Genomic DNA, 22,350 nt, shown 5'->3' with positions numbered 1-22,350 from the left:
CGCCGTCAACATTTGCGCCAACCTCGCGGGGGCGGGAGCCTGGCGGCGTGAAATCCGACCGGCTGCTGTCGATCCTGCTGCTCCTCCAGACCCGGGGCCGGGTCCCCGCGCACGAACTCGCCGACCGGCTGGAGGTGTCGGTGCGCACCATCTACCGGGACGTCGAGGCGCTGTCCGCCTCGGGCGTCCCGGTGTACGCGGAGCGCGGCCGGCACGGCGGCATCGAGCTCCTCGCCGGATTCCGCACCGACGTCACCGGGCTGACCGCCGACGAGTCCCGCGCCCTGTTCATCCTGGCCGCCCAGGGCGCCCACGCCGCGCTCGGCCTCGACGCCGCCCTCGGCTCGGCCCTGCGCAAGGTGATGGCCGCGCTCCCGGCGCCGCACCGGCCCGCCGCCGAGGTGACCAGCCGGCGCATCCTGGTCGACGCCACCCGCTGGCGCAGCGGACCCCAGGAGGCCGCGGAGCTGCAGGTGCTGCAGGACGCGGTCTTCTCCGACCGGCGGCTGCGACTGCGCTACCGGCACAGCGGGCAGCGGCAGCCGCGGACGTACACCGTGGACCCGTACGGGCTGGTCGCCAAGGCCGGGGTCTGGTACCTGGTCGCCGACCGGCGCGGGCGCCCGCAGCTGTTCCGGGCCGACCGGGTGCACGCGGCCCGACTCCTCGACGACCCCGTGCGGCGCCGGCCGGGCGTCGAACTCGCCGGCGTCTGGGAGGTGTTGCGCCGGCAGGTGGAGGTGCGGGAGGGCGGGATCGAGGTCACCGTCCGGGTCCGGCGTGACCGGCTCGACCTGTTCCGGCGGATGGCGGCCGCCGAGCTGACCCTCCTGCCCGACGACGGCGCGGGGGAGTGGGCCGCCGTCCGGCTGACGTACCCGGTGCTGCGCGCGGTGCGCCAACTCCTGGGCTTCTCCGACCAGGTGGAGGTCCTCGACCCGCCGGAGGCCCGCGCGGAACTGCTGGCCGGGGCCCGTTCCGTCACGGCCCTGTACCGAGGCGCCGGGGAGGCGAGGCCGGTACGGTCGGTCAGTCGAGCCAGTGGCTGCGGCCGACGGTGATGAGCCGCAGCTGCCGCCGGGCGAGCCGTGTGACCCGTTCCCGCTCCTCGGCCGGCGCCTCCTGCGCCTCCAGGAAGAGGGAGGCGGTGATGAGCATCTGGTCGACGTAGAGGTGCGCGAGCATCAACAGGTCGTCGTCGTTCCAGCCCTCGGCCTCCGGGTCCTTGGCCAGCTCGGTCTTCACCTCCTCGGCGAACCGCTCCAGTTGGGCCCGGATGGCCTCGCGCACCGGCTGCACCCCGCCGTGCCGCTCGCGCGCGATGAAGCGGACATGGGCGGGATGGGTGTCCACGTGATGGGAGATCAACTCGATGGCGCGGACGATGCGTTCCTCGCTGCCGTCCGCCGTGGCCACCGTCGTCCGCACCATCGGGTGCAGGCTGCCGAGCGCCTCGTCGACCAGGGCCACGCCGAGGTCGGCGGTCGAGCGGAAGTGCCGGTAGAAGGCGGTCGGGGCGACACCGACGGCCCGGGTGACCTCGCGCAGACCCAGGCTGCTCAGGCTCTGCTCCTCCAGCAGCGCGAGCGCGGCGTCGAGGAACGCCTGCCGGGTCTTCTGCTTCTGCGCCTGCCGGATGCCGAGGGTGTGACTCATGTCATCCAGTTAACAACTGTTCTCTGGAATTGAAAAGCCGTGGGACGCGCTAGACTCGAAGTCAGTGAACAAGTGTTACTACAACTGTTCACCCAAACTTCACACCTGCCCGATACGAGGTATCCCGGAGGGGGGATTTGATCCCATGCTGTTCCTCGTCGCCGCACTCATGCTCTTCGGAGTCGTGCTGGGCACCGTCGCCCACGCACCGCTGACCGTCACCGCCCTCATCGCCGCCGTCATCGCCGTCTGGCTCGGCGTCTTCGCGGTCCGCGAGCGCCTCGGCCGCCGACGCCGTACGCAGGCCAACTGACCGTCCGCCACGACGACTTACTGGAGCTGAGCACCATGCAACTCACCGCACCGGTCACGAGCGGTACCGACACCCGCCGGGCCCCGCGCGACGCCGACGGGATGGCCGTGGCGTCCTTCATCCTCGGTCTGCTGGGCCTGCTCGTCCTCAACCTCTTCCTCGGCCCGGTCGCCGTCGCCCTGGCCGCGGTCTCCCTCTGGCGGGGCACCGCCCGCCGCGGCCGCGCCTGGCTGGGGCTGGCGCTCGGCGTCGCCGATCTGGCCGTCCTGGTCCTGTCGATGCAGCTGAGCCACTCGGTGTCCTGGAGCCTGTAGGCGCAGGAGGAGTCGGGAGGCAGCGGCGTACATCGCCGCGAAGCGGCCGAACCGCCACCGAGCCGCCCGCCGGGGGCCCCGTAGAATCAGGGCACCATGGCTTACCTCGACCACGCCGCGACCACCCCCATGCTCCCGGAGGCGGCAGAGGCACTGACCGCCCGGCTGGGCATCACGGGCAACGCCTCCTCCCTGCACGCGGCCGGCCGCCGGGCCCGCCGTACCGTCGAGGAGTCCCGCGAAACCCTCGCGGAAGCGCTGGGCGCGCGCCCCAGCGAGGTCGTCTTCACCTCGGGCGGCACCGAGGCCGACAACCTCGCCGTCAAGGGCCTGTACTGGTCCCGCCGCGCCGCCGACCCGGCCCGCACCCGGGTGCTGTCCAGCCCGGTCGAACACCACGCCGTCCTCGACGCCGTCCACTGGCTCGGCGAACACGAGGGCGCCACGGTCGAGTACCTCCCCGTCGACTCCTACGGCCGTGTCCACCCCGACGCCCTGCGCGAGGCCATCGCCCGCGACCCCGGCGACGTCGCCCTGGTCACCGTGATGTGGGCCAACAACGAGATCGGCACGGTCCTGCCGATCCGTGAACTGGTCGATGTCGCCGCGGAGTTCGGCATCCCGGTGCACGCGGACGCGGTCCAGGCCTTCGGCCAGGTCCCGGTCGGCTTCGCCGCCTCCGGCCTCGCCGCGATGACCGTCTCCGGCCACAAGATCGGCGGCCCGTACGGCATCGGCGCGCTGCTGCTCGGCCGCGCGTACACGCCCGTCCCGGTACTGCACGGCGGCGGCCAGGAGCGCCATGTCCGCTCCGGCACCCTCGACGTCCCCGCCATCGCCTCGTTCGCCGTCGCCGGCCGGCTCGCCGCCGAGCGCCGCGAGGCGTTCGCCCGGGAGATCGGCGCGCTGCGCGACCGCCTGATCGACGCCGTGCGCGGTGCCGTGCCGGACGCGATCCTCGGCGGCGACCCGGCGCCCGAGGGGCGCCTTCCGGCCAACGCGCACTTCACCTTCCCCGGCTGCGAGGGCGACTCCCTGCTGCTCCTGCTCGACGCCCAGGGCATCGAGTGCTCCACCGGCTCCGCCTGCACCGCGGGCGTCGCCCAGCCCAGCCATGTGCTGCTCGCCACCGGCATCGACCCGGAGCTGGCCCGCGGCACCCTGCGCTTCTCTCTCGGCCACACCTCGACCGAGGCGGACGTGGAGGCGGTCGCGAAGGCGATCGGCCCGGCGGTGGAGCGGGCCCGCGCCGCCGGCCTGAGCTGAGACGCGAGAACGACCTACGAGGCGGGTTCCCTTCGCCGGTATTGTCCGGATCAGGTGGTTGGGGGTCGCCTTCCGATCCAGTCGTCCTGACCTGGCTCTTCCGGCCTCTCAGCCCGAGCGTCGACGTCGGCACCAGCGGAGATTCTCGTACCTCTCGGTGAAGGGAGATCCTTTTTCTCTCGCTGAAGTCGGCTACTCCGCTTGGGCTCCCTCACTCGTCTCGTAGGTCTGATTCCAGAGTAAATCGGTACCTATCGTGCGCAAGGGGCTGGCCCTTGATTTTTTCGGCTGCTTCGCTCTTTCTCCGGGGCGGCGCCCGGGGCCCCGTACCCTGGAAGGGCTATGACTGAGACCCCGCAGCGCCCCCTCCGTGTCCTCGCCGCCATGTCCGGCGGAGTCGACTCCGCCGTAGCCGCCGCACGCGCCGCGGAAGCCGGCCACGACGTCACCGGCGTCCACCTCGCGCTCTCCGCGAACCCGCAGTCCTTCCGCACGGGCGCGCGGGGCTGTTGCACCATCGAGGACTCCCGCGACGCCCGCCGCGCGGCCGACGTCATCGGCATCCCCTTCTACGTCTGGGACCTCGCCGACCGCTTCCGCGAGGACGTGGTCGAGGACTTCGTCGCCGAGTACGAGGCGGGCCGTACGCCCAATCCCTGCCTGCGCTGCAACGAGAAGATCAAGTTCGCCGCGCTGCTCGACAAGGCGCTCGCCCTCGGCTTCGACGCGGTCTGCACCGGTCACTACGCCAAGGTGATCGTGAACGAGGACGGCTCCCGCGAACTGCACCGCGCCTCCGACATGGCCAAGGACCAGTCGTACGTCCTCGGCGTGCTGGACGAGAGGCAGCTCGCCCACGCCCTGTTCCCGCTCGGCGACACGGTCACCACCAAGGAGGAGATCCGCGCCGAGGCCGAGCGCCGGGGCCTCGCCGTCGCCAAGAAGCCCGACTCGCACGACATCTGCTTCATCGCCGACGGCGACACCCAGGGCTTCCTCGCCCAGCGGCTCGGCAAGGCCGAGGGCGACATCGTCGACGAGTCCGGCACCCGGCTGGGCACGCACGAGGGCGCGTACGGCTTCACGATCGGCCAGCGCAAGGGCCTTCGGATCGGCACCCCGGCCCCCGACGGCAAGCCGCGCTACGTCCTCGACATCTCCCCGGTGACGAACACGGTCACGGTCGGCCCGGCCGCCGCCCTGGACGTGGTGGGCCTGACCGCGATCAGGCCCCGCTGGTGCGGCACCACCCCCACCGCCCCCGGCACCTACACCGCCCAGCTGCGCGCCCACGGCGGCGAGAGCGAGGTCACCGCCGAGCCGGTCGACGGGGAACTGCGCGTGACCTTCACCGAGCCGGTCCGCGGCGTCGCTCCCGGCCAGGCCATCGTCCTGTACGACGGCACGCGCGTGGTCGGCTCGGCGACGATCGCGACGACCACGCGCGCGACGGCGGCGGCGGTGTAGCTCTCCGGGGGTACGGGCGGGGGCGCGGCTCCCGTAGCTCTCCAGGGGGACGCCGGTGGGTCCTCAGCCGGCGAGGAACTCCGCCAGCACCGGCCCCAGCACGTCCGGTTCCACCATGTGGGTCTGTCCCGGAAGCACCCGGTAGGTGCCCTGGGGCACCGCCTCCGCGACGGCCTGGGCCGCCCGGTGCATCCACTCCGGGCTCGCCCCGCCCACGACGGACAACACCGGCACGGAGACCGCCGCGAGCCGCTCGCGCGGGAGCAGGCCGTCGCCCATGACCGCGTCGTCGTACGCGAGACTCGGCGCCACGGCCTCCATGCCGGCCCACATCGGCGACTGGCGGGCGCCCCGGATCACCTCCTCGCCGAGGCCGGTCAGCCGCAGGAACAGCTCCACGGCGTCCCCCTGCCGGCCCTCGGACAGCGCCTTGTTCAGCTGCTCCTTGTAAACGGCCTCCCGCTCGGCGCCGCCCTGGAGGAAGTCGGCGTACGGCACCTCGTAGACGGCCACCCGGCGCACCGGCAGGCCGCCCGCCGCCGCCCGGAGCACCAGCGCGCCGCCCGAGGAGACCCCGAACAGCGCCGCCTCGCCGCCCACCGCGTCGACCAGCGCGGCCAGGTCCTCGATCTCACGCTCGACCGCGTACGGCTTCGTGTCACCGCTCTCGCCGCGGCCCCGGCGGTCGTACACGACCGCCGTGCACCGGTCCGCGAGCCGCGCGGCCAGGGGCGCCACGGTGCCCCCGGTGGACATCGCGCCGCTCACCAGGATCACCGTGGGCCCCTGACCGGTCACCTCATAGGCGAGGGAAGTGCCGTCGCGGGAAGTCGTCTTCTTGTCCATGTCCGTGCAGACTGCCGTACCGCGCGGGAGTCATCGGTCACGACACGTCGACGTCGTAGAAGCAGAGGTGGTCCTTGATGCGTGCCACGTCCGGCTTCGGGTCCGGGTACGCCCAGACCAGGTCCGGCGCGTCCGGCAGCGACCAGTAGGACGCCGTTCCCTTGAACGGGCAGACGGTGTGTGTCCCGGAGGGGGTCAGCAGGTCGAGGCGTACGTCCTCGGCGGGGATGTAGTACCGCGGCGGACAGCCCGTCTCGCGCAGTACCAGGGGTCGGTCGGTCTCCGCGAGCACCAGGTCGCCGTGCACCACGCGCACGTGCCGCTCGCCCTGCTCGATGGTGATGGTGTGTCCTTCGGCCATGTCCGTAGAGCACCGGCGCGCTCCGGCTTCTTCCCGGGTGCGGGGGCTCCTTCGGCGACGGGGGCCGTACGGTGGACGCCATGAACATCTGCGTCTTCCTGTCCGCCGCCGACCTCGACGAGCGTTACACGCGCCCCGCGCGCGAGTTCGCGGAACTGCTCGGCAAGGCGGGCCACACCCTCGTCTGGGGCGGCTCCAACGTCGGCCTGATGAAGGTCGTCGCCGACGGGGTGCACGAGGCGGGCGGCAGGCTGCTGGGCGTCTCCGTGGAGTTCCTCGCGAACAAGGCGCGGCCCGGCGCCGACGAGATGCTCATCGCCCCCGACCTCGCCGAGCGCAAGAGGCTGCTGCTGGAGAAGGCCGACGCCGTGGTCATCATGGTCGGCGGCACCGGCACGCTGGACGAGGCGACGGAGATCCTGGAGCTGAAGAAGCACGGCCGCACCGACAAGCCGGTCGTGCTGCTGAACACCGCGGGCTTCTACGACGGCCTCGAAGAGCAGTTCCGCCGCATGGAGGCCGAGGGATTCCTGCCGCGCCCGCTGTCGGAGCTGGTGTTCTTCGCCGATGAGCCGATCGGGGCCCTCGCCCACCTGGAAGAGCGGCTCGGCGGCCGCTGATGCGAGCATGGCGGGCATGGCTACTCATGTGATCACCGGCGCCGGCTCCGGCATCGGCGCCGCCGTCGCCCGCCGTCTGCACGCGCGCGGGGACGGCATCGTCCTGCACGCGCGCGACGCGGGCCGTGCGAAGGATCTGGCGGCCGAGTTCCCCGGCGCCCGCACGCTGGTGGGCGACCTCGCGGACCCGGACCGCCTCTCCTGGGCGCTCTCGCACCAGACCCTCCCCGACCGGGTGGACTCCCTGCTCCACATCGCCGGCGTCGTGGACCTGGGCGGTGTCGGCGAGCTGACCCCCAAGTCCTGGCACCACCAGCTCAACGTCAACCTGATCGCGCCCGCCGAGCTGACCCGGCTCCTGCTGCCCCAACTGCGCGCCGCCCGCGGCCATGTGATCTTCGTCAACTCCGGCGCCGGCCTCAACGCCGGCGCGGGCTGGTCCGCGTACGCCGCCTCCAAGCACGGTCTGAAGGCCCTCGCCGACTCCCTGCGCCAGGAGGAGCACGCGGACGGCGTCCGCGTCACCTCCGTCTACCCCGGCCGCACGGCCAGCCCCATGCAGGCCAAGGTCCACCAGCAGGAGGGCAAGACCTACGACCCCGCGCGGTGGATCGACCCCGAGTCGGTCGCCACCACCATCCTCATGGCCCTGGACCTGCCGAGGGACGCGGAGGTCAACGACCTGACCGTACGGCCGGGGCACTGACCCTCCGGCCGACGGCTCCGGGCGGCGCGGGACGCCTTACCCTGCCGGAGTGAGTGACAACAGCCAGTTCACGTTCCCCCCGGCCACCGGGGTCGGATCCATGCCCGGCACCGACGCCAGAGAGACCGCCAAGACGGTCACCGGCAGCTTCGAGGACTTCCCGCACCTCCCCGAGCTGCCCGCGCGCGGACCCGGCGCCGACATGATCGGCCGCACCGCCGGCATGCTGGTCGAGCTGTACGCGCGCGTGGAGCCCAGCGGCTGGCGGATCGGGGACCGGCCCGGCCGCGACACCAAGCGGGCCCGGTCCTGGCTGGGCGAGGACCTGGACGCACTCGAGGAGTTCACGCAGGGGTACGAGGGCGCCCTGAAGGTACAGGCCGTGGGGCCCTGGACGCTCGCCGCCGCCCTGGAGCTGAAGAACGGCGAGGCCGCCCTCTCCGACCCCGGCGCCTGCCGTGACCTCACCGCCTCCCTCACCGAGGGCCTCCGCCTCCACCTCGCCGAGGTACGGCGCCGCGTCCCCGGCGCCCGCCTCGTCCTCCAGCTCGACGAGCCCTCGCTCACCGCCGTCCTGCGCGGCCAGGTCCGCACCGCCAGCGGCTACCGCACCCACCGGGCCGTGGACCGCCAGGTCGTGGAGTCCGCCCTGAGGGACCTCGTCGCCGTGCACGGAGACGGCCCCGTCGTCGTCCACTCCTGCGCGCCCGACGTGCCCTTCGCCCTGCTGCGCCGGGCCGGCGCCACCGCCGTCTCCTTCGACTTCTCGCTCCTCACCGAGCGTGACGACGACACGATCGGCGAGGCCGTCGAGGCGGGTACACGGCTGTTCGCCGGTGTCGTGCCGGGCACGGACGGCCCATTGTCAGACCCTGCCGGTAGCGTCATGGGTGTCAGGACGTTGTGGCGCAGGCTGGGGCTGCGTCCGGGGCTGCTCGCACAGGCCGTCACGGTGACCCCGGCGTGCGGTCTGGCGGGTGCTTCCCCCGGCTACGCACGCCAGGCGCTCGCCCACTGCGTCCGGGCGGCGAGATCCCTCGCGGACAACCCAGAGTAACGGGAGGACAACACGGTGGCCGGCGACAAGCAGCAGGCGGAGACGGCAGTGCCCGCCGAGGCACGGGACAAGCACGCGCAGCTGGCGGAGCAGGTCGAGGAGCACCGCTTCCGGTACTACGTGAAGGACGCTCCCGTCATCAGCGACGCGGAGTTCGACCAGCTCCTGAAGTCCCTGGAGGCACTGGAGGAGCGGTATCCGGAGCTGCGCACCCCGGACTCGCCCACCCAGAAGGTCGCAGGGTCCTACGCGACGGAGTTCACCGCCGTCGAGCACCGCCAGCGCATGCTCTCCCTCGACAACACCTTCAACGACGACGAGCTGGCCGCCTGGGCCGAGCGCATCGCGCGCGAACTGGGCGACCAGAAGTACCACTTCCTGTGCGAGCTGAAGGTCGACGGCCTCGCGGTCAACCTCACGTACGAGCAGGGCCGCCTCACGCGCGCGGCCACCCGGGGCGACGGCCGCACCGGCGAGGACATCACGCCCAACGTCCGCACGATCGCCGAGATCCCGGACCGTCTGCGGGGCGACGAGGTCCCGGACCTGGTGGAGATCCGCGGCGAGGTCTACTTCCCGATGGAGAAGTTCCTCGACCTGAACGAACGCCTGGTCGCCGCCGGTGACAAGCCGTTCGCCAACCCCCGTAACGCCGCCGCCGGTTCGCTGCGCCAGAAGGACCCGCGCGTCACCGCCACCCGCCCGCTGCACATGGTGGTCCACGGCATCGGCGCCCTGGAGGGCTTCACGGGCCTCACCCGCCTCTCCCAGGCCTACGACCTGCTGAAGTCCTGGGGCCTGCCCCCCTCGCCGCACAACCGGGTGGTGGACGACCTCGACGGCGTACGGCAGTTCATCGCCCGCTACGACGGCGAGATGCGCCACTCGGTGGAGCACGAGATCGACGGCGCCGTCGTCAAGCTGGACGAGATCCGGCTCCAGGGCCGCCTCGGCTCCACCGCGCGGGCGCCCCGCTGGGCCATCGCCTACAAGTACGCGCCGGAAGAGGTCAACACCAAGCTCGTCGACATCAAGGTCGGTGTCGGCCGCACCGGCCGGGTCACGCCGTACGCCCAGGTCGAGCCGGTGACGGTCGCGGGCAGCGAGGTCGAGTTCGCCACCCTGCACAACCAGGAGGTCGTCAAGGCCAAGGGCGTCCTCATCGGGGACACGGTGGTCATCCGCAAGGCCGGCGACGTCATCCCCGAGATCCTCGGCCCGGTGGTCGACCTGCGGGACGGCAGCGAGCGGGAGTTCGTGATGCCGGGCGAGTGCCCCGAGTGCGGCACGCCGCTGCGGCCCATGAAGGAGGGCGACATCGACCTGCGTTGCCCCAACGGCCGTACGTGCCCGGCGCAGTTGCGCGAGCGTGTGTCCTACCTCGCGGGCCGCGAGTGCCTGGACATCGAGCACTTCGGCGCGGTCGCGGCCGCCGCCCTCACCCGCCCTCTGGAGCCGGCGGACCCGCCGCTGGTGGACGAGGGCGACCTGTTCGACCTCACGGTCGAGAAGCTGCTGCCCATCAAGGCCTACGTCCTCGACCCCGACAGCGGTCTGCCCAAGCGGGACCCCAAGACGGGCGAGGAGAAGGTCGTCACCGTCTTCGCCAACCAGAAGGGCGAGCCGAAGAAGAACACCCTGGCCCTGCTGGAGAACATCGAGGCGGCCAAGCGGCGTCCGCTGGCACGGTTCCTCAACGGACTGTCCATCCGGCACGTCGGACCGGTGGCCGCGCAGGCCCTCGCCCGCGAGTTCCGCTCCATCGACCGCATCGAACAGGCCAGCGAGGAGGAGCTGGCGACCACCGACGGCGTCGGCCCGATCATCGCCGCCGCCCTCAAGGAATGGTTCGCCGAGGAGTGGCACCGCGAGATCGTCCGCAAGTGGAAGGCCGCGGGAGTCCCGCTGGAGGACCAGTCCACCGGCGAGGACGAGGGCCCGCGCCCGCTGGAGGGACTCACGGTCGTCGTCACCGGAACGCTGGAGAACTTCACCCGGGACGGCGCCAAGGAGGCACTGCAGAGCCGCGGCGCGAAAGTGACCGGATCCGTATCGAAGAAGACGTCGTTCGTCGTTGTGGGTGACAATCCCGGCTCGAAGTACGACAAGGCCATGCAATTGAAGGTTCCGGTCCTGAACGAGGACGGTTTCGCCGTCCTCTTGGAGCAGGGCCCGGACGCCGCGGCCGAAGTCGCGCTTCCGGCCGAGGAGTAGCGGTTGAAGGCCACCCGATCGGCGCATATCAGATGCATACGGGTGGGCCGGGCGCATTCGGGCAACCGTCGACGACCGGTGCCCGTGGAAGCGTTCAGCGGCCTACTGTTGAGGTGTGCGCCTGCCGTGCCCAGCTGCGGTCGGGGCATCTCCGCGTGCTCCCAAGACGCGGGGAACGTTTCTTCAACGCGGAGCCGCTGATGGGTGTCGGACATCGGGCCGCGTGGCGTGGGCACCGCCGGGTGTGAGAGGGACGGGAATGGAACCGACCGAGAGCGTCGCCCCGGACTCACGGCTGCGCCTGCGCCGACGCGCGGGCGCCTGGCGGGGGACCCCGTGGGCGGGACGGGCGGCCACGCGCACGGCAGGCCGGGTCCGCCCGGCCGGACCGGGCGCCGTCGCCGAGACCCATCCGCCGATACCCCTGGCCGCCATCGAGCCCGTCCCCGGCCTGCCCGGGACCGGTGCCGGCACCGAACAGGACCGGCACCTGCCGTGGCCCGCCCTGCCCGCGGCCCTCGTGGCCGGCGCGGCGCTCGTCCTGGGCGCGGCCTTCTACCGCGCCTTCGCCGACCACCACGCCCTCTTCCCGGGCGGCACCGCCGGCTGGTCGCTGGCCCTGCTCGCCGGCGTCATCGTCGGCCACCTCGTCATGCTGGGCCGCGCCCGCTGGTGGGGCGGCACCGGCTCGGGTGCCGCCCTCACCCTCGCCGTCCTGCTGCTGTACGGCTGGGTGCCCGCCGGCATGGTCAGCCTCACCGTCGTCGTCCTGGTCGGCATCGCCCGGCGCCACCGCTGGCGCCAGGGCGTCCTGCACGGCGCGGTGGACCTCCTCGGCATCGGCGCCGGCGCGCTGCTGCTCTGCGCGTTCGGGCGGGTCCCGAGCGTCGAGTCGCCCTGGCGGCCGGAGAGCTGGAGCATCGCCACCGGGCCCGAGGTCGTGCTCGTCGCCGGTGTCTACCTCGCGGTCAGCCGCGGCCTGCTGTGGTACCTGCGCGCGCCGCGCGACGGCAAGGTGCCCACCGTCGACCGCGCCTCCCTGGTCAGACAGGGGCTGGTCGCCGTCGCGCTGCTCGGCATCGCGCCCCTGCTGTGCGTCGTCGCCGACGCGCAGCCCGTCCTGCTGCCGCTGTTCGCCATCCCGCTCATCGCCCTCGACTCGACTCTGTGGATGGCCCGCGCGCGGGCCGAGGAGCAGTTGCGCGATCCGCTGACCGGGCTGCCCAACCGGCAGTGGCTGCTGGAGCGGATCTGGACCGCCCTCGACGACGCCGAACGGATCGGCGCCCGCTCCGCCCTCATGCTGATCGACCTCGACCGGTTCCGGTCGGTGAACGACACCCTCGGCCATCTCGCCGGTGACCGGCTGCTGCTCCAGATAGCGGACCGGCTGCGGCTCGCGCTGCCGCGCGGAGCGGAGGCCGCGCGGCTCGGCGGGGACGAGTTCGCGGTCTTACTGCCCGTCGCCGACTCCACCACGTCGGCCACGCGCGTCGCCCGCGGCCTCGTCGCCGCCCTCAGCTCCCCGCTCGACCTCGACGGCCTCACCCTCGTCCTGGAGGCCAGCGCCGGCGTCGCCGTCTTCCCCGACCACGCCCTGGACGCCGAAGGCATGCTGCGCCGGGCCGACGTGGCGATGTACCAGGCGAAGCGGGACCGTACGGGCGTCGAGGTCTACGAGTCCAAGCGGGACTCCAACACCCCGGACCGGCTCGGCCTGCTGGGCGATCTGCGCCGGGCGCTGGACGCGCACGAGGTGCAGCTGCACTACCAGCCCAAGGTCCGCTTCGACGGCCAGGTCGCCGGCCTGGAGGCCCTGGTGCGCTGGGTGCACCCCGAGCGCGGGAAGGTGCCGCCGGACGAGTTCATAGCGATCGCCGAGTCCTCCGGGCTGATGCCCCACCTGACGGAGTACGTGCTGGAGACCGCGCTCGGGCAGGTCGCCCGGTGGCGGGCGCAGGGGCTGCGGGTGCCGGTCGCCGTCAACGTCTCCCCGCGCGACGTCCACACGCCCGGCTTCGCGGGCTCGGTCGCGGCCAGGCTGGCCCGGCACGGGGTCCCCGCGGGGGCCCTGCAGCTGGAGATCACCGAGCACGTCCTGCTGGAGGACCCGCAGCGCGCCGCCGACACCCTCGCCGGGCTCACCGGGCACGGCGTGAAGATGTCGCTGGACGACTTCGGCACCGGTTACTCGTCCCTGGTCCATCTGCGGCGGTTGCCGGTGAGCGAGCTGAAGATCGACCGCTCGTTCGTGGCGCGGCTGGCCGTCGACACCGAGGACGCGGAGATCGTGCGGTGCACGGTGGACCTGGCGCACTCGCTCGGTCTTCTCGTCGTCGCCGAGGGCGTGGAGGACGACGAGACCTGGGAGCGGCTGCGGGACATGGGGTGCGACGCGGTCCAGGGCTGGCTGGTCGCCGCCGCCATGCCCGCGGAGGAGACCACCGCGTGGCTGCTGGCCCGCGGATCCCGCGGATGGCAACGCCCGCGCGCCGCCCTGCCCGCGGCCGAATAACCGCCCACCCGGGCGACCACGCCCTCCCCCCTCCCGGCGACCGCGTGCTCGTGCCCGCCGGCCTGCTCCGGTGACTGCGCGCCCCTGCCCGCCTTCCGGGGGCGGCCGCGTCCTTGCGCCCGCCCGCCTGCCGGCGACTGCGTCCTTGCACCCGCTCCGCTCGGCCTGTTCTGCGTATTCCTCGGGTTACCGCCGCGGCCGGCTACGCGCGGAGCCGGCCGCGCCTGGCTGCCGGTCAAGGGGGCGAGGAACGGCACCTTCGCGATGGCGGGCCCGGCCCTGCTCGCCTTCGCGGCAGCGCGCCCCGAGGCGTGGTTCACGGGGCGCCTTCGGGATCCACTTCGCCACCGCGATCGTGGTACTGATCAGTGCCGGACTGCTCTTCGCGGTCCGACGGCACCGGGCCGGTCCGCCGGCAGACAGGGGAAACGCGAGATGTCACTGTTCGTACCCACGTTCGAGGAGACCGTCGTCGTCCGGGACGCCGAGGCCGAGGTCGTCGGCCAGGCGCCCACCAGCGTCAAGCTGCTGGCCGACAGCAGTGCCGCCGGCGGCGCGCTGTCCACCGTGCGGGTCGCCCTCGCCGAAGGGGCCGACGGCGCCCGCCCGCACGTGCACCACAAGTCCGCCGAGATGTTCTTCCTGCTCGACGGCGCCGCCGAGTTCCTCTCCGGGGACGACGTGGTCACCGCCGGGCCCGGGGACCTGATCATCGTGCCGCCGGACCGGCCGCACGCCTTCGCCGCCGCCCCGGGCGCGCCGGCTGACATCCTGATCGTCATCGCCCCCGGCGTCGAGCGCTTCGAGTACTTCCGCCACCTCCAGCGCATCCGCCTCGGCGAGGTCACCCCGGAGAGCATCCTCGAAGTGCAGGAGCTGTACGACAACCACTTCCTGAAGAGCGACGTCTGGGACGGCCGGCACCAGCGGTGAGGACGGGGCCCGGGGAAACCGTTTCACGGGCACCGGGCCCCGCCCCATAGGATTGGGCCCAAACCACACACACTCACCCCAGAGGATCGCTGCATGCCTGGCATCACGCGCGAGGAGGTCGCCCACCTCGCCCGGCTGGCGCGTCTGGAGCTGAAGCCCGAAGAACTCGACCACTTCGCGGGACAGCTCGACGACATCATCGGCGCGGTAGCCCGCGTCAGCGAGGTCGCCGACCAAGACGTACCGCCGACCTCGCACCCGCTGCCGCTGACGAACGTCATGCGGCCGGACGAGGTCCGTCCCTCGCTCACCCCCGAGCAGGCGCTCTCCGGCGCCCCGGCCCAGGAGCAGCAGCGTTTCAAGGTGCCGCAGATCCTGGGGGAGGAGTGACCACCATGACGGACAGCAACATCATCAAGCTCACGGCCGCGCAGATCGCCGAGAAGATCGCCTCCGGCGAGCTGACGGCAGTCGAGGTCACCGAGGCCCACCTCGTCCGCATCGAGGCCGTCGACGAGAAGGTGCACGCCTTCCTGTACGTCGACCGCGAGGGCGCGCTCGCGCAGGCCCGGGCCGTGGACGAGAAGCGGGCCCGTGGCGAGAAGCTCGGTCCGCTCGCCGGCGTGCCCCTCGCGCTCAAGGACATCTTCACGACCGAGGGCGTGCCCACGACCGTCGGCTCGAAGATCCTGGAGGGCTGGATCCCGCCGTACGACGCGACGCTCACCAAGCGGCTGAAGGCCGCCGACGTCGTCATCCTCGGCAAGACCAACATGGACGAGTTCGCCATGGGGTCCTCCACCGAGAACAGCGCCTACGGCCCGACCGGCAACCCCTGGGACCTCACCAAGATCCCCGGCGGCTCCGGCGGCGGCTCCTCCGCCGCGCTCGCCTCCTTCGAGGCCCCCCTCGCCATCGGCACCGACACCGGCGGCTCCATCCGCCAGCCGGCCGCCGTCACCGGCACGGTCGGCGTGAAGCCGACGTACGGCGCGGTGTCCCGCTTCGGCATGGTCGCCTTCTCCTCCTCCCTCGACCAGGGCGGCCCCTGCGCCCGTACGGTCCTGGACGCGGCGCTGCTGCACGAGGTCATCGCCGGGCACGACCCGCTGGACTCCACCTCCGTCGACGCCCCGGTCCCGCCGGTGGTCGAGGCCGCCCGCAACGGCTCCGTGCAGGGCATGCGCGTCGGCGTGGTCAAGCAGTTCCGCGGCGAGGGCTACCAGGCCGGCGTCATCCAGCGCTTCGACGAGTCCGTCGAGCTGCTGAAGGAGCTGGGCGCCGAGATCGTCGAGCTGGACTGCCCGTCCTTCGACCTCGCCCTGTCGGCGTACTACCTGATCGCGCCGTCCGAGTGCTCCTCCAACCTCGCCCGCTTCGACGGCCTGCGCTACGGCCTGCGGACCGGCGACGACGGCGGCCACTCGGCCGAGGAGGTCACCTCCCTGACCCGCGAGGCCGGCTTCGGCCCCGAGGTCAAGCGCCGCATCATGCTCGGCACGTACGCCCTGTCGAGCGGCTACTACGACGCGTACTACGGCTCCGCGCAGAAGGTCCGCACGCTCATCACGCGTGACTTCGAGAAGGCCTTCGAGCAGGTGGACGTCATCGTCTCGCCGACGACCCCCACCACCGCCTTCGCGATCGGCGAGCGCGCCGACGACCCGATGGCGATGTACCTCGCGGACCTGTGCACCATCCCGACCAACCTGGCGGGCAACGCGGCCATGTCCCTGCCCTGCGGCCTCGCCCCGGAGGACAACCTCCCGGTGGGCCTGCAGATCATCGCCCCCGCGCTCAAGGACGACCGGCTGTACAGGGTCGGCGCCGCCGTCGAGGCCGCCTTCGTGGAAAAGTGGGGACACCCGCTGCTGGAGGAGGCTCCGTCGCTGTGAGCAAGCTGTCGAAGGCCAAGGACTTCAAGAAGTCCAAGTCCGGTACGTACCTGTCCATGGCCACCACCGCGTTCGGCGCGTTCGGTGTCGCCAAGCAGATCAAGAAGGCCCGCGCCGAGCACGACACGCTGCGGCTGATCGACGCCTCGGTCTCGGCCGTCGCGATCGTGACCGGCCTCGCGATCCTCTACCGCGAGCTGAAGCGGCTGGGCGACGACGACGTCCTGCTGGGCTGAGAGGGAAGTTTTCACCGTGACCACCACGACCGACCTGGTGTCGTACGAGGACGCGCTGGCGTCGTACGACCCCGTCATGGGCCTTGAGGTCCATGTCGAACTCGGCACCAAGACCAAGATGTTCTGCGGGTGTTCGACCGAGCTGGGCGCCGAGCCCAACTCGCAGACCTGCCCGACGTGCCTCGGCCTGCCCGGCGCGCTGCCGGTCGTCAACGCGACCGGCGTCGAGTCCGCGATCAAGATCGGTCTCGCGCTGAACTGCGAGATCGCCGAGTGGTGCCGCTTCGCCCGGAAGAACTACTTCTATCCGGACATGCCGAAGAACTTCCAGACCTCCCAGTACGACGAGCCGATCGCCTTCAACGGCTACCTCGACGTGCAGCTGGAGGACGGCGAGACCTTCCGCGTGGAGATCGAGCGCGCCCACATGGAGGAGGACACCGGCAAGTCGACGCACGTCGGCGGCGCCACCGGCCGTATCCACGGCGCGTCCCACTCCCTGCTGGACTACAACCGCGCGGGCATCCCGCTCATCGAGATCGTCACCAAGCCGATCGTGGGCGCCGGCGAGCGCGCCCCCGAGGTGGCGAAGGCGTACGTCCGGGAGCTGCGCGAGGTCATCCGTGCCCTCGGCGTGTCCGAGGCCCGCATGGAGATGGGCCAGATGCGCTGTGACGTCAACCTGTCGCTGATGCGCAAGGGCGCCGACACGTTCGGCACGCGCAGCGAGACCAAGAACGTCAACTCGCTGCGTTCCGTGGAGCGTGCGGCCCGCTTCGAGATCATGCGGCACGCGGCCGTGCTCTCCGGCGGCGGCACGATCGTCCAGGAGACCCGCCACTTCCACGAGGACACCGGGTCCACGACCTCGGGCCGCGTGAAGGAGGAGGCCGAGGACTACCGGTACTTCCCCGAGCCGGACCTCGTGCCGGTGGCCCCCTCGCGCGAGTGGGTCGAGGAGATCCGCGCGTCCCTGCCGGAGATGCCGCTGGCCCGCCGTACCCGGCTGCTCGCCGAGTGGGGCATCTCGGCCACCGACATGCAGGCGATCCTCAACGCCGGTGCGCTGGACCCGATCGTCGCCACGATCGACGCCGGTGCCGACGCCGCCTCCGCCCGCAAGTGGTGGATGGGCGAACTGGCGCGCAGCGCCAACGAGTCCGGCACCGCGCTGGACGAGCTGGCCATCACGCCGCAGCAGGTGGCCCGGGTCGCCGAGCTGGTCACGAAGGGCGACCTGAACGACAAGCTGGCCCGGCAGGTCATCGAGGGCGTCCTCGCGGGCGAGGGCACCCCGGACGAGGTCGTGGACAAGCGCGGTCTGAAGGTCGTCTCGGACGACTCCGCGCTCGGCACGGCCGTCGACGAGGCCATCGCCGGCAACCCCGGTATCGCGGACAAGATCCGCGGCGGCAAGGTGGCCGCCGCCGGCGCCCTGGTCGGCGCCGTCATGAAGGCCACCCGGGGCCAGGCCGACGCCGCCCGCGTCAAGGAGCTGATCCTGGAGAAGCTGGGCGTCAGCGAGGGCTGAGCCGCCGTCAGCCACGGCCACGGGGGGACGCGCCGAACCCGGCGCGTCCCCCCGCGTCGTACACCGCCCAGCCGAAGGCACTACGCTCCCCCGCCATGAGCCACCGCACCCCCTCCGCGATACCCACCCGCCCCGCGACCACCGGGAACCGGAGGCCCGGGCGACCGGAAGACGACGCCGAGCGCGGGACGGCCGGGAACTCGGGGGGCCACGTAGAGGACGGGACGGCCCGGGGCTCGGAGGAGCGAGTCGAGGACGGGACGGTTCGGGGCTTGGAAGACCGGATCGGGGGCGGGGCGGCCGGGAGTCCGGAGGCGCGCGGCGCGGGTGCCGCGGTCAGCGGCCCGGAAGGGCAGGGTGAGGGGGCGGCTTCGGCCGGCGGGGCGGACGGGCACGGTGCGGGAGCGACGACGGTCAGCGGCCCGGAAGGGCACGGCGAGGCAGCGACGACGGCCGGTGAGCCGGAGGAAGACGTCGGGGAGGCTCGGCGGGCGCGTTGGGCGGCGGCCGGTACGGGGGTGCTGCTGACCCTCGCCGGGTGCGGTGCCGCCCTGCTCAAGCTCACCGCTGCCGTCCCCGCCCGCGTCCCCGCCGCGTACGCCCTCGGGGCCGCCGTGTGCGCCGGTGCCGCCGCCCTCGGCGCCCGGGGCCGTACCCGCAGGGCCCTGTGGCTGCTGATCGCCGGGACGATGGTCATGGCACTGGGCGACCAGTTCGACTGAATTGCCCCGGGATTCGGCGCCGATAAAGCCTGTGAATTCCCTCGCACCGGTGTGAAGAAGCCCACGAACACGGCAAACGATCACTTTCGCCTGCGAGAGTGGCTTGCGGTTGCTCATCCGTTCTTTGCGGGCAGTTCAGTTCATGGACGATCGTTCCCGGCCAAAGATCCACAAATCGCACTTCTGGGAGCACGTCCGTGGCAGACCTCGCCCGTTGGTGTGTCCGGCACCGGTTGATCACCGTGCTGCTGTGGCTCCTCGCTTTCGGCGGGGTGAGCGCGGCGGCCGCCGTCGCCGGTACGTCGTACTCGAACGACTACGCCGTACCGGGCACCGAGTCCGGCCGGGCGGCGGAGTTGCTCCAGCGGGGCTTCCCGGGCCTGGGCGGGGACAGCGACACCGTCGTCTGGCACACCGACGCCGGCACCGTCCGCGCCGCCGGCGTCGAGCAGACCATGACCCGCACCCTCGACCGGATCGCCACCGTGCCCGGCGTCGCCTCGGTGTCCGGTCCGTACGGCCCCCAGGGCGCCCACCGGATCAGCGCCGACGGCCGTACGGCCTACGCCACCGTCACCTTCACCCGGCCCTCCGACGCGATCGGCAAGTCCGAGGCGCAGGCCGTGGTACGCACCGCCAAGGCCGCCGAACGGGGCGGGCTCCAGGTGGAGCTGGGCGGCGACGCGATCGGCCGCACCGCGTCCCCGCGCGAGCACACCGCCGAGGTGGTCGGCGTGCTCGTCGCCGCCGTCGTGCTCTTCCTCGCCTTCGGCTCGTTCGCCGCCTCCCTGCTGCCCATCGCCACCGCCCTGGTCGGCGTGGGCACGGCGTACGCCGGGATCGGGCTGCTCGGTCACGCCATGACCGTCGCCGACTTCGCGCCCATGCTCGGCATGCTGATCGGGCTCGGCGTCGGCATCGACTACGCGCTGTTCATCGTGACCAGACACCGGCGCGGGCTGAAACGCGGGCTGAGCCCGACCGAGGCCGTCGTCAGCGCCGTGGCCACCACCGGGCGGGCCGTCGTGTTCGCGGGTGCGACGGTGTGCATCGCCCTGCTGGGCATGCTCACCCTGCGGCTGGGCTTCCTCAACGGGGTCGCGGTCGCCGCCTCGTTGACGGTCGTGCTCACCGTCGCCGCCTCGGTCACCCTGCTGCCCGCCCTGCTGTCCTTCATCGGACCGCGCGCCCTCAGCCGCCGCGAGCGGCGCCGGCTCGCCGAGCACGGGCCGCGCCCGGAGGTGCCCACCGGATTCGCCGCCCGCTGGTCGGCGCTGGTCGAACGCCACCCCAAGCTGCTCGGCGCGCTCGCCGTCCTCGTCATCGCCGTCCTCGCGCTGCCCACCTTCTCGCTGCGCCTCGGCACCTCCGACCAGGGCAACGACCCGAGCACCTCCACCACCCGCAAGGCCTACGACCTGCTCGCCGACGGCTTCGGCCCGGGCGTGAACGGGCCGCTCACCCTGGTGGCGCGGGTCGACGGAGCCGCCGACAAGCTCGTCCTGGACAACCTCGACACCACCCTGCGCGCCACCCACGGCGTCGCCTCCGTCACCCCGGTCACCTACGACACCGGCGGCGGCACCGCCTACCTGACGGTCGTCCCCGCCTCCGCCCCCCAGTCGCAGGCCACCAGCGACCTCGTGAACCGGCTGCGCACCCAGGTGCTGCCCCGCGCGGAGACCGGCACCTCCCTCGACATCCAGGTCGGAGGCGTGACCGCGGGCTACGACGACTTCGCGGCTGTGATCGTGGGCAAACTCCCGCTCTTCGTCGGCGCGGTCGTCGGGCTCGGCTGTCTCCTGCTGCTGGTCGCCTTCCGCTCGCTCGGCATCCCGGCGAAGGCCGCCGTGATGAACATCGCCGCCGTCGCCGCCGCGTTCGGCATCGTCGTCGCCGTCTTCCAGTGGGGCTGGGGCAGCGAACTGCTCGGTCTCGGCCGGGCCGGACCCATCGAGCCCTTCCTGCCCGTGATCATGGTCTCGGTCCTCTTCGGCCTCTCCATGGACTACCAGGTCTTCCTGGTCAGCCGGATGTACGAGGAGTGGCTGGAGACCGGCGACAACCGGCGCGCCGTGCGCGTGGGCCTCGCCGAGACCAGCCGGGTCATCAACTCCGCGGCGATCATCATGATCTCGGTCTTCCTCGCCTTCGTGCTCAGCGGCGACCGGGTCATCGCCATGTTCGGCATCGGGCTCGCCTCCGCCGTCGCCGTCGACGCCTTCGTGCTGCGTACGCTGCTCGTGCCCGCGCTGATGCACCTGCTCGGCCCCGCCAACTGGTGGCTGCCCGCCTGGCTGGAGCGCCGTCTGCCGCGCGTCAGCATCGAGCCGCCCGAGTGCCGCACCGCGCATGAGAGGCTCGACGGGCTCTCGATGGAAGCGCTGGGGGAGGAACAGGACCACGATGTACGCGATATCCCTGGGTGACGACGGCGCCGAACTGCGGCCCATGGAGGTGTGGCACGCCGAGGAGGTCCTCGCCAACATCGACCGGGGGCGGGAGTTCATCGGCCGGCACGTCGGCCTGCCGGACGTGGTGTCCGACCTGGCCGGCGCGCGTGCGTGGCTGAGGGCGTACGCCGACAAGCGGGCCGCCGACGCCGGGAGCCTGCACGGCATCTGGCTGGACGGGACGCTCGTCGGCGGGCTGCTGTTCCGCGTCTGGGACACCCCGAGCGGCGTGTGCGAGGCCGGCTGCTGGCTGGAACCGGCCGCGGCCGGGCGCGGGCTCGTCACGCGGGGCATGCGGGTGCTGCTCGACTGGGCCTTCGGAGAGCGCGGCATGCACCGCGTGGAGTGGCACGTCTCCCCGGCCAACGAGCCGAGCATCGACGTGGCCCGGCGGCTCGGCATGACCCGCGAGGGCGTCCTGCGCGAGAACCACCCGCACCAGGGCGTACGCACCAGCACCGAGATCTGGTCCGTCCTCGCCCCCGAGTGGCGCGCGGCACACGCGCGTACCGGACAGAAGGATCATTAAGAGACCTCTCAGACAGCGTCCGTACGGTGCCGGGCATGGCTACGAAGACACAGGAAGGCGCCGAGGCCGGTACCGAGGCGCAGCACGACGAGACGGCGGTGGAGGAGACGACCGCCGCGCAGGACACCGCGACCGCCGAGGAGACCCCGGACACCGAGGCGCGGCAGGACGCCGAAGAGGAGCCGGAGGCGCAGGACGACACCGTGCCGGAGGCCAGGGTGCCCTCCGGGGTCGGCCAGGGCGCCGGTGCCGTCGTCTCCGCCGCCCTCGGCCTGGTCTCGCTCAGCGGCGGCTGGATCGGCATCGTCGCCGGCGCCCGCCAGCAGCTCGTCGGCCAGCTGCGGACCTCCTCGACGGCGAGCGTCGCCAACCAGATCAAGGCCGTCTACGGCGACGCCTGGCACAGCACCGCCCTGTGGGCCGGCCTGTTCGCGCTGGCCGCGCTGCTGACCGGCGCCGTCGTGCTCGCCCGGCCCGCGTTCGGCGTCCCGGGCCGCCCCCAGGCGCCCTGGATCAAGTCGGTCGCCTGGGCGGGTCTCTCGCTCGGTGTCATCGGCCTGCTCCTGGCCGTGCTGAAGTACTCCGACGCGCTGCTGGGCCTGCCCTCGGCGAACTGAGAAACCGCGAGGCCACACAGGCCGTCACAGGGGCCTTAGGGAATCCGTGCGTACCTTACGGACCTCCCTGGGGCCCCTTACGCGCGCGTGCGGCCCACG

At 72.5% G+C, this 22,350-nt stretch carries 22 protein-coding genes; 19 read left to right on the top strand and 3 right to left on the bottom strand.

Going from position 1 to position 22,350, the window contains the following annotated elements; genetic code table 11:
* Positions 1–47: 47 nt before the first annotated feature.
* Positions 48–1,061: a helix-turn-helix transcriptional regulator gene (locus tag ACZ60X_RS21430; RefSeq protein ID WP_469600632.1), complete on the top strand. Its 1,014-nt coding sequence runs from the start codon at positions 48–50 to the stop codon at positions 1,059–1,061.
* Here the strand turns inward: ACZ60X_RS21430 and ACZ60X_RS21425 are convergent.
* The gene (locus ACZ60X_RS21425) at positions 1,030–1,656 is read right to left on the bottom strand and encodes a TetR family transcriptional regulator (RefSeq protein WP_469600630.1); all 627 of its coding nucleotides are present in this window, start codon (positions 1,654–1,656) and stop codon (positions 1,030–1,032) included. The two genes, ACZ60X_RS21430 and ACZ60X_RS21425, sit on opposite strands and share 32 nt — an antisense overlap.
* 145 nt (positions 1,657–1,801) lie before the next feature.
* Between ACZ60X_RS21425 and ACZ60X_RS21420 the strand changes: the two genes are divergently transcribed.
* From ACZ60X_RS21420 to mnmA, 4 genes are all read left to right on the top strand, one after another.
* Positions 1,802–1,969 carry a hypothetical protein gene (locus ACZ60X_RS21420; RefSeq protein WP_469600628.1) on the top strand — a complete coding sequence of 56 codons (168 nt, stop codon included), beginning with the start codon at positions 1,802–1,804 and terminating at the stop codon, positions 1,967–1,969.
* A gap of 35 nt (positions 1,970–2,004) precedes the next feature.
* A complete protein-coding gene (locus ACZ60X_RS21415; protein ID WP_469600626.1) occupies positions 2,005–2,283 on the top strand; it encodes a DUF4190 domain-containing protein in 279 nt (92 codons plus the stop codon).
* Between the two features lie 96 nt (positions 2,284–2,379).
* Complete coding sequence (locus ACZ60X_RS21410) at positions 2,380–3,549, top strand: cysteine desulfurase family protein (protein WP_469600624.1); 1,170 nt, start codon at positions 2,380–2,382, stop codon at positions 3,547–3,549.
* Positions 3,550–3,891: 342 nt separating this feature from the next.
* The gene (gene mnmA, locus ACZ60X_RS21405) at positions 3,892–5,016 is read left to right on the top strand and encodes a tRNA 2-thiouridine(34) synthase MnmA (RefSeq protein ID WP_469600623.1); all 1,125 of its coding nucleotides are present in this window, start codon (positions 3,892–3,894) and stop codon (positions 5,014–5,016) included.
* A 63-nt stretch (positions 5,017–5,079) separates the two neighbouring features.
* Here the strand turns inward: mnmA and ACZ60X_RS21400 are convergent, their stop codons facing one another.
* Together ACZ60X_RS21400 and ACZ60X_RS21395 are read right to left on the bottom strand one after the other, a co-directional pair.
* Complete coding sequence (locus ACZ60X_RS21400) at positions 5,080–5,862, bottom strand: alpha/beta fold hydrolase (protein ID WP_469600620.1); 783 nt, start codon at positions 5,860–5,862, stop codon at positions 5,080–5,082.
* Positions 5,863–5,899: 37 nt separating this feature from the next.
* Positions 5,900–6,223, bottom strand: a complete 324-nt coding sequence (locus ACZ60X_RS21395; RefSeq protein ID WP_469600618.1) for a DUF427 domain-containing protein — start codon at positions 6,221–6,223, stop codon at positions 5,900–5,902.
* 80 nt (positions 6,224–6,303) lie between these two features.
* Here ACZ60X_RS21395 and ACZ60X_RS21390 point away from each other — a divergent pair, with 80 nt between their 5' ends.
* The 14 genes from ACZ60X_RS21390 to ACZ60X_RS21325 all read left to right on the top strand — a co-directional run bounded on the left by ACZ60X_RS21390 (position 6,304) and on the right by ACZ60X_RS21325 (position 22,251).
* Positions 6,304–6,843, top strand: a complete 540-nt coding sequence (locus ACZ60X_RS21390) for an LOG family protein (RefSeq protein WP_469600616.1) — start codon at positions 6,304–6,306, stop codon at positions 6,841–6,843.
* 16 nt (positions 6,844–6,859) lie between these two features.
* Complete coding sequence (locus ACZ60X_RS21385) at positions 6,860–7,549, top strand: SDR family oxidoreductase (RefSeq protein WP_469600613.1); 690 nt, start codon at positions 6,860–6,862, stop codon at positions 7,547–7,549.
* 49 nt (positions 7,550–7,598) lie between these two features.
* On the top strand, positions 7,599–8,606 hold the full coding sequence (locus tag ACZ60X_RS21380; RefSeq protein ID WP_469600612.1) for a methionine synthase: 1,008 nt from the start codon (positions 7,599–7,601) through the stop codon (positions 8,604–8,606).
* 15 nt (positions 8,607–8,621) lie between these two features.
* Positions 8,622–10,820, top strand: coding sequence for an NAD-dependent DNA ligase LigA (ligA, locus tag ACZ60X_RS21375; protein ID WP_469600610.1), 2,199 nt, complete (start codon positions 8,622–8,624; stop codon positions 10,818–10,820).
* A 259-nt stretch (positions 10,821–11,079) separates the two neighbouring features.
* Positions 11,080–13,335: a putative bifunctional diguanylate cyclase/phosphodiesterase gene (locus ACZ60X_RS21370; protein ID WP_469600607.1), complete on the top strand. Its 2,256-nt coding sequence runs from the start codon at positions 11,080–11,082 to the stop codon at positions 13,333–13,335.
* A 435-nt stretch (positions 13,336–13,770) separates the two neighbouring features.
* Positions 13,771–14,268 (top strand): cupin domain-containing protein, encoded by a 498-nt coding sequence (locus ACZ60X_RS21365; RefSeq protein WP_469600606.1) that lies wholly within the window; start codon positions 13,771–13,773, stop codon positions 14,266–14,268.
* A gap of 93 nt (positions 14,269–14,361) precedes the next feature.
* Positions 14,362–14,658 carry an Asp-tRNA(Asn)/Glu-tRNA(Gln) amidotransferase subunit GatC gene (gatC, locus tag ACZ60X_RS21360; RefSeq protein ID WP_004925108.1) on the top strand — a complete coding sequence of 99 codons (297 nt, stop codon included), beginning with the start codon at positions 14,362–14,364 and terminating at the stop codon, positions 14,656–14,658.
* Between the two features lie 5 nt (positions 14,659–14,663).
* A complete protein-coding gene (gene gatA / locus ACZ60X_RS21355) occupies positions 14,664–16,163 on the top strand; it encodes an Asp-tRNA(Asn)/Glu-tRNA(Gln) amidotransferase subunit GatA (RefSeq protein WP_469600603.1) in 1,500 nt (499 codons plus the stop codon).
* A complete protein-coding gene (locus ACZ60X_RS21350) occupies positions 16,160–16,399 on the top strand; it encodes a hypothetical protein (RefSeq protein ID WP_469600601.1) in 240 nt (79 codons plus the stop codon). The genes gatA and ACZ60X_RS21350 overlap by 4 nt, the downstream gene beginning before the upstream one ends.
* A 16-nt stretch (positions 16,400–16,415) precedes the next feature.
* Positions 16,416–17,930, top strand: a complete 1,515-nt coding sequence (gene gatB, locus ACZ60X_RS21345) for an Asp-tRNA(Asn)/Glu-tRNA(Gln) amidotransferase subunit GatB (protein ID WP_469600598.1) — start codon at positions 16,416–16,418, stop codon at positions 17,928–17,930.
* A gap of 272 nt (positions 17,931–18,202) precedes the next feature.
* Entirely contained in the window at positions 18,203–18,652 is a 450-nt protein-coding gene (locus ACZ60X_RS21340; protein ID WP_469600597.1) for a hypothetical protein, read from the top strand.
* A 197-nt stretch (positions 18,653–18,849) separates the two neighbouring features.
* Entirely contained in the window at positions 18,850–21,081 is a 2,232-nt protein-coding gene (locus ACZ60X_RS21335) for an MMPL family transporter (RefSeq protein WP_469600594.1), read from the top strand.
* Positions 21,059–21,634: a GNAT family N-acetyltransferase gene (locus ACZ60X_RS21330; RefSeq protein WP_469600592.1), complete on the top strand. Its 576-nt coding sequence runs from the start codon at positions 21,059–21,061 to the stop codon at positions 21,632–21,634. The genes ACZ60X_RS21335 and ACZ60X_RS21330 overlap by 23 nt, the downstream gene beginning before the upstream one ends.
* 35 nt (positions 21,635–21,669) lie before the next feature.
* On the top strand, positions 21,670–22,251 hold the full coding sequence (locus tag ACZ60X_RS21325) for a hypothetical protein (RefSeq protein WP_469600589.1): 582 nt from the start codon (positions 21,670–21,672) through the stop codon (positions 22,249–22,251).
* Positions 22,252–22,350: the final 99 nt, after the last annotated feature.

The sequence above is a fragment of the Streptomyces sp. NPDC104106 genome, assembly GCF_055584345.1.
Note: the sequence above shows the minus strand (reverse complement) of the source record. Positions and strands in the feature narration are given on the sequence as shown.

Coding starts and splice junctions, on each gene's coding strand:
- ACZ60X_RS21370 (WP_469600607.1), top strand. CDS start 11,080: ATGGAACCGACCGAGAGCGTCGCCCCGGACTCACGGCTGCGCCTGCGC.
- ACZ60X_RS21425 (WP_469600630.1), bottom strand. CDS start 1,656: ATGAGTCACACCCTCGGCATCCGGCAGGCGCAGAAGCAGAAGACCCGG.
- ACZ60X_RS21395 (WP_469600618.1), bottom strand. CDS start 6,223: ATGGCCGAAGGACACACCATCACCATCGAGCAGGGCGAGCGGCACGTG.
- ACZ60X_RS21390 (WP_469600616.1), top strand. CDS start 6,304: ATGAACATCTGCGTCTTCCTGTCCGCCGCCGACCTCGACGAGCGTTAC.
- ACZ60X_RS21420 (WP_469600628.1), top strand. CDS start 1,802: ATGCTGTTCCTCGTCGCCGCACTCATGCTCTTCGGAGTCGTGCTGGGC.
- mnmA (WP_469600623.1), top strand. CDS start 3,892: ATGACTGAGACCCCGCAGCGCCCCCTCCGTGTCCTCGCCGCCATGTCC.
- ACZ60X_RS21365 (WP_469600606.1), top strand. CDS start 13,771: ATGTCACTGTTCGTACCCACGTTCGAGGAGACCGTCGTCGTCCGGGAC.
- ACZ60X_RS21325 (WP_469600589.1), top strand. CDS start 21,670: ATGGCTACGAAGACACAGGAAGGCGCCGAGGCCGGTACCGAGGCGCAG.
- ACZ60X_RS21330 (WP_469600592.1), top strand. CDS start 21,059: ATGTACGCGATATCCCTGGGTGACGACGGCGCCGAACTGCGGCCCATG.
- ACZ60X_RS21400 (WP_469600620.1), bottom strand. CDS start 5,862: ATGGACAAGAAGACGACTTCCCGCGACGGCACTTCCCTCGCCTATGAG.
- gatA (WP_469600603.1), top strand. CDS start 14,664: ATGACGGACAGCAACATCATCAAGCTCACGGCCGCGCAGATCGCCGAG.
- gatC (WP_004925108.1), top strand. CDS start 14,362: ATGCCTGGCATCACGCGCGAGGAGGTCGCCCACCTCGCCCGGCTGGCG.
- ACZ60X_RS21415 (WP_469600626.1), top strand. CDS start 2,005: ATGCAACTCACCGCACCGGTCACGAGCGGTACCGACACCCGCCGGGCC.
- ACZ60X_RS21385 (WP_469600613.1), top strand. CDS start 6,860: ATGGCTACTCATGTGATCACCGGCGCCGGCTCCGGCATCGGCGCCGCC.
- ACZ60X_RS21410 (WP_469600624.1), top strand. CDS start 2,380: ATGGCTTACCTCGACCACGCCGCGACCACCCCCATGCTCCCGGAGGCG.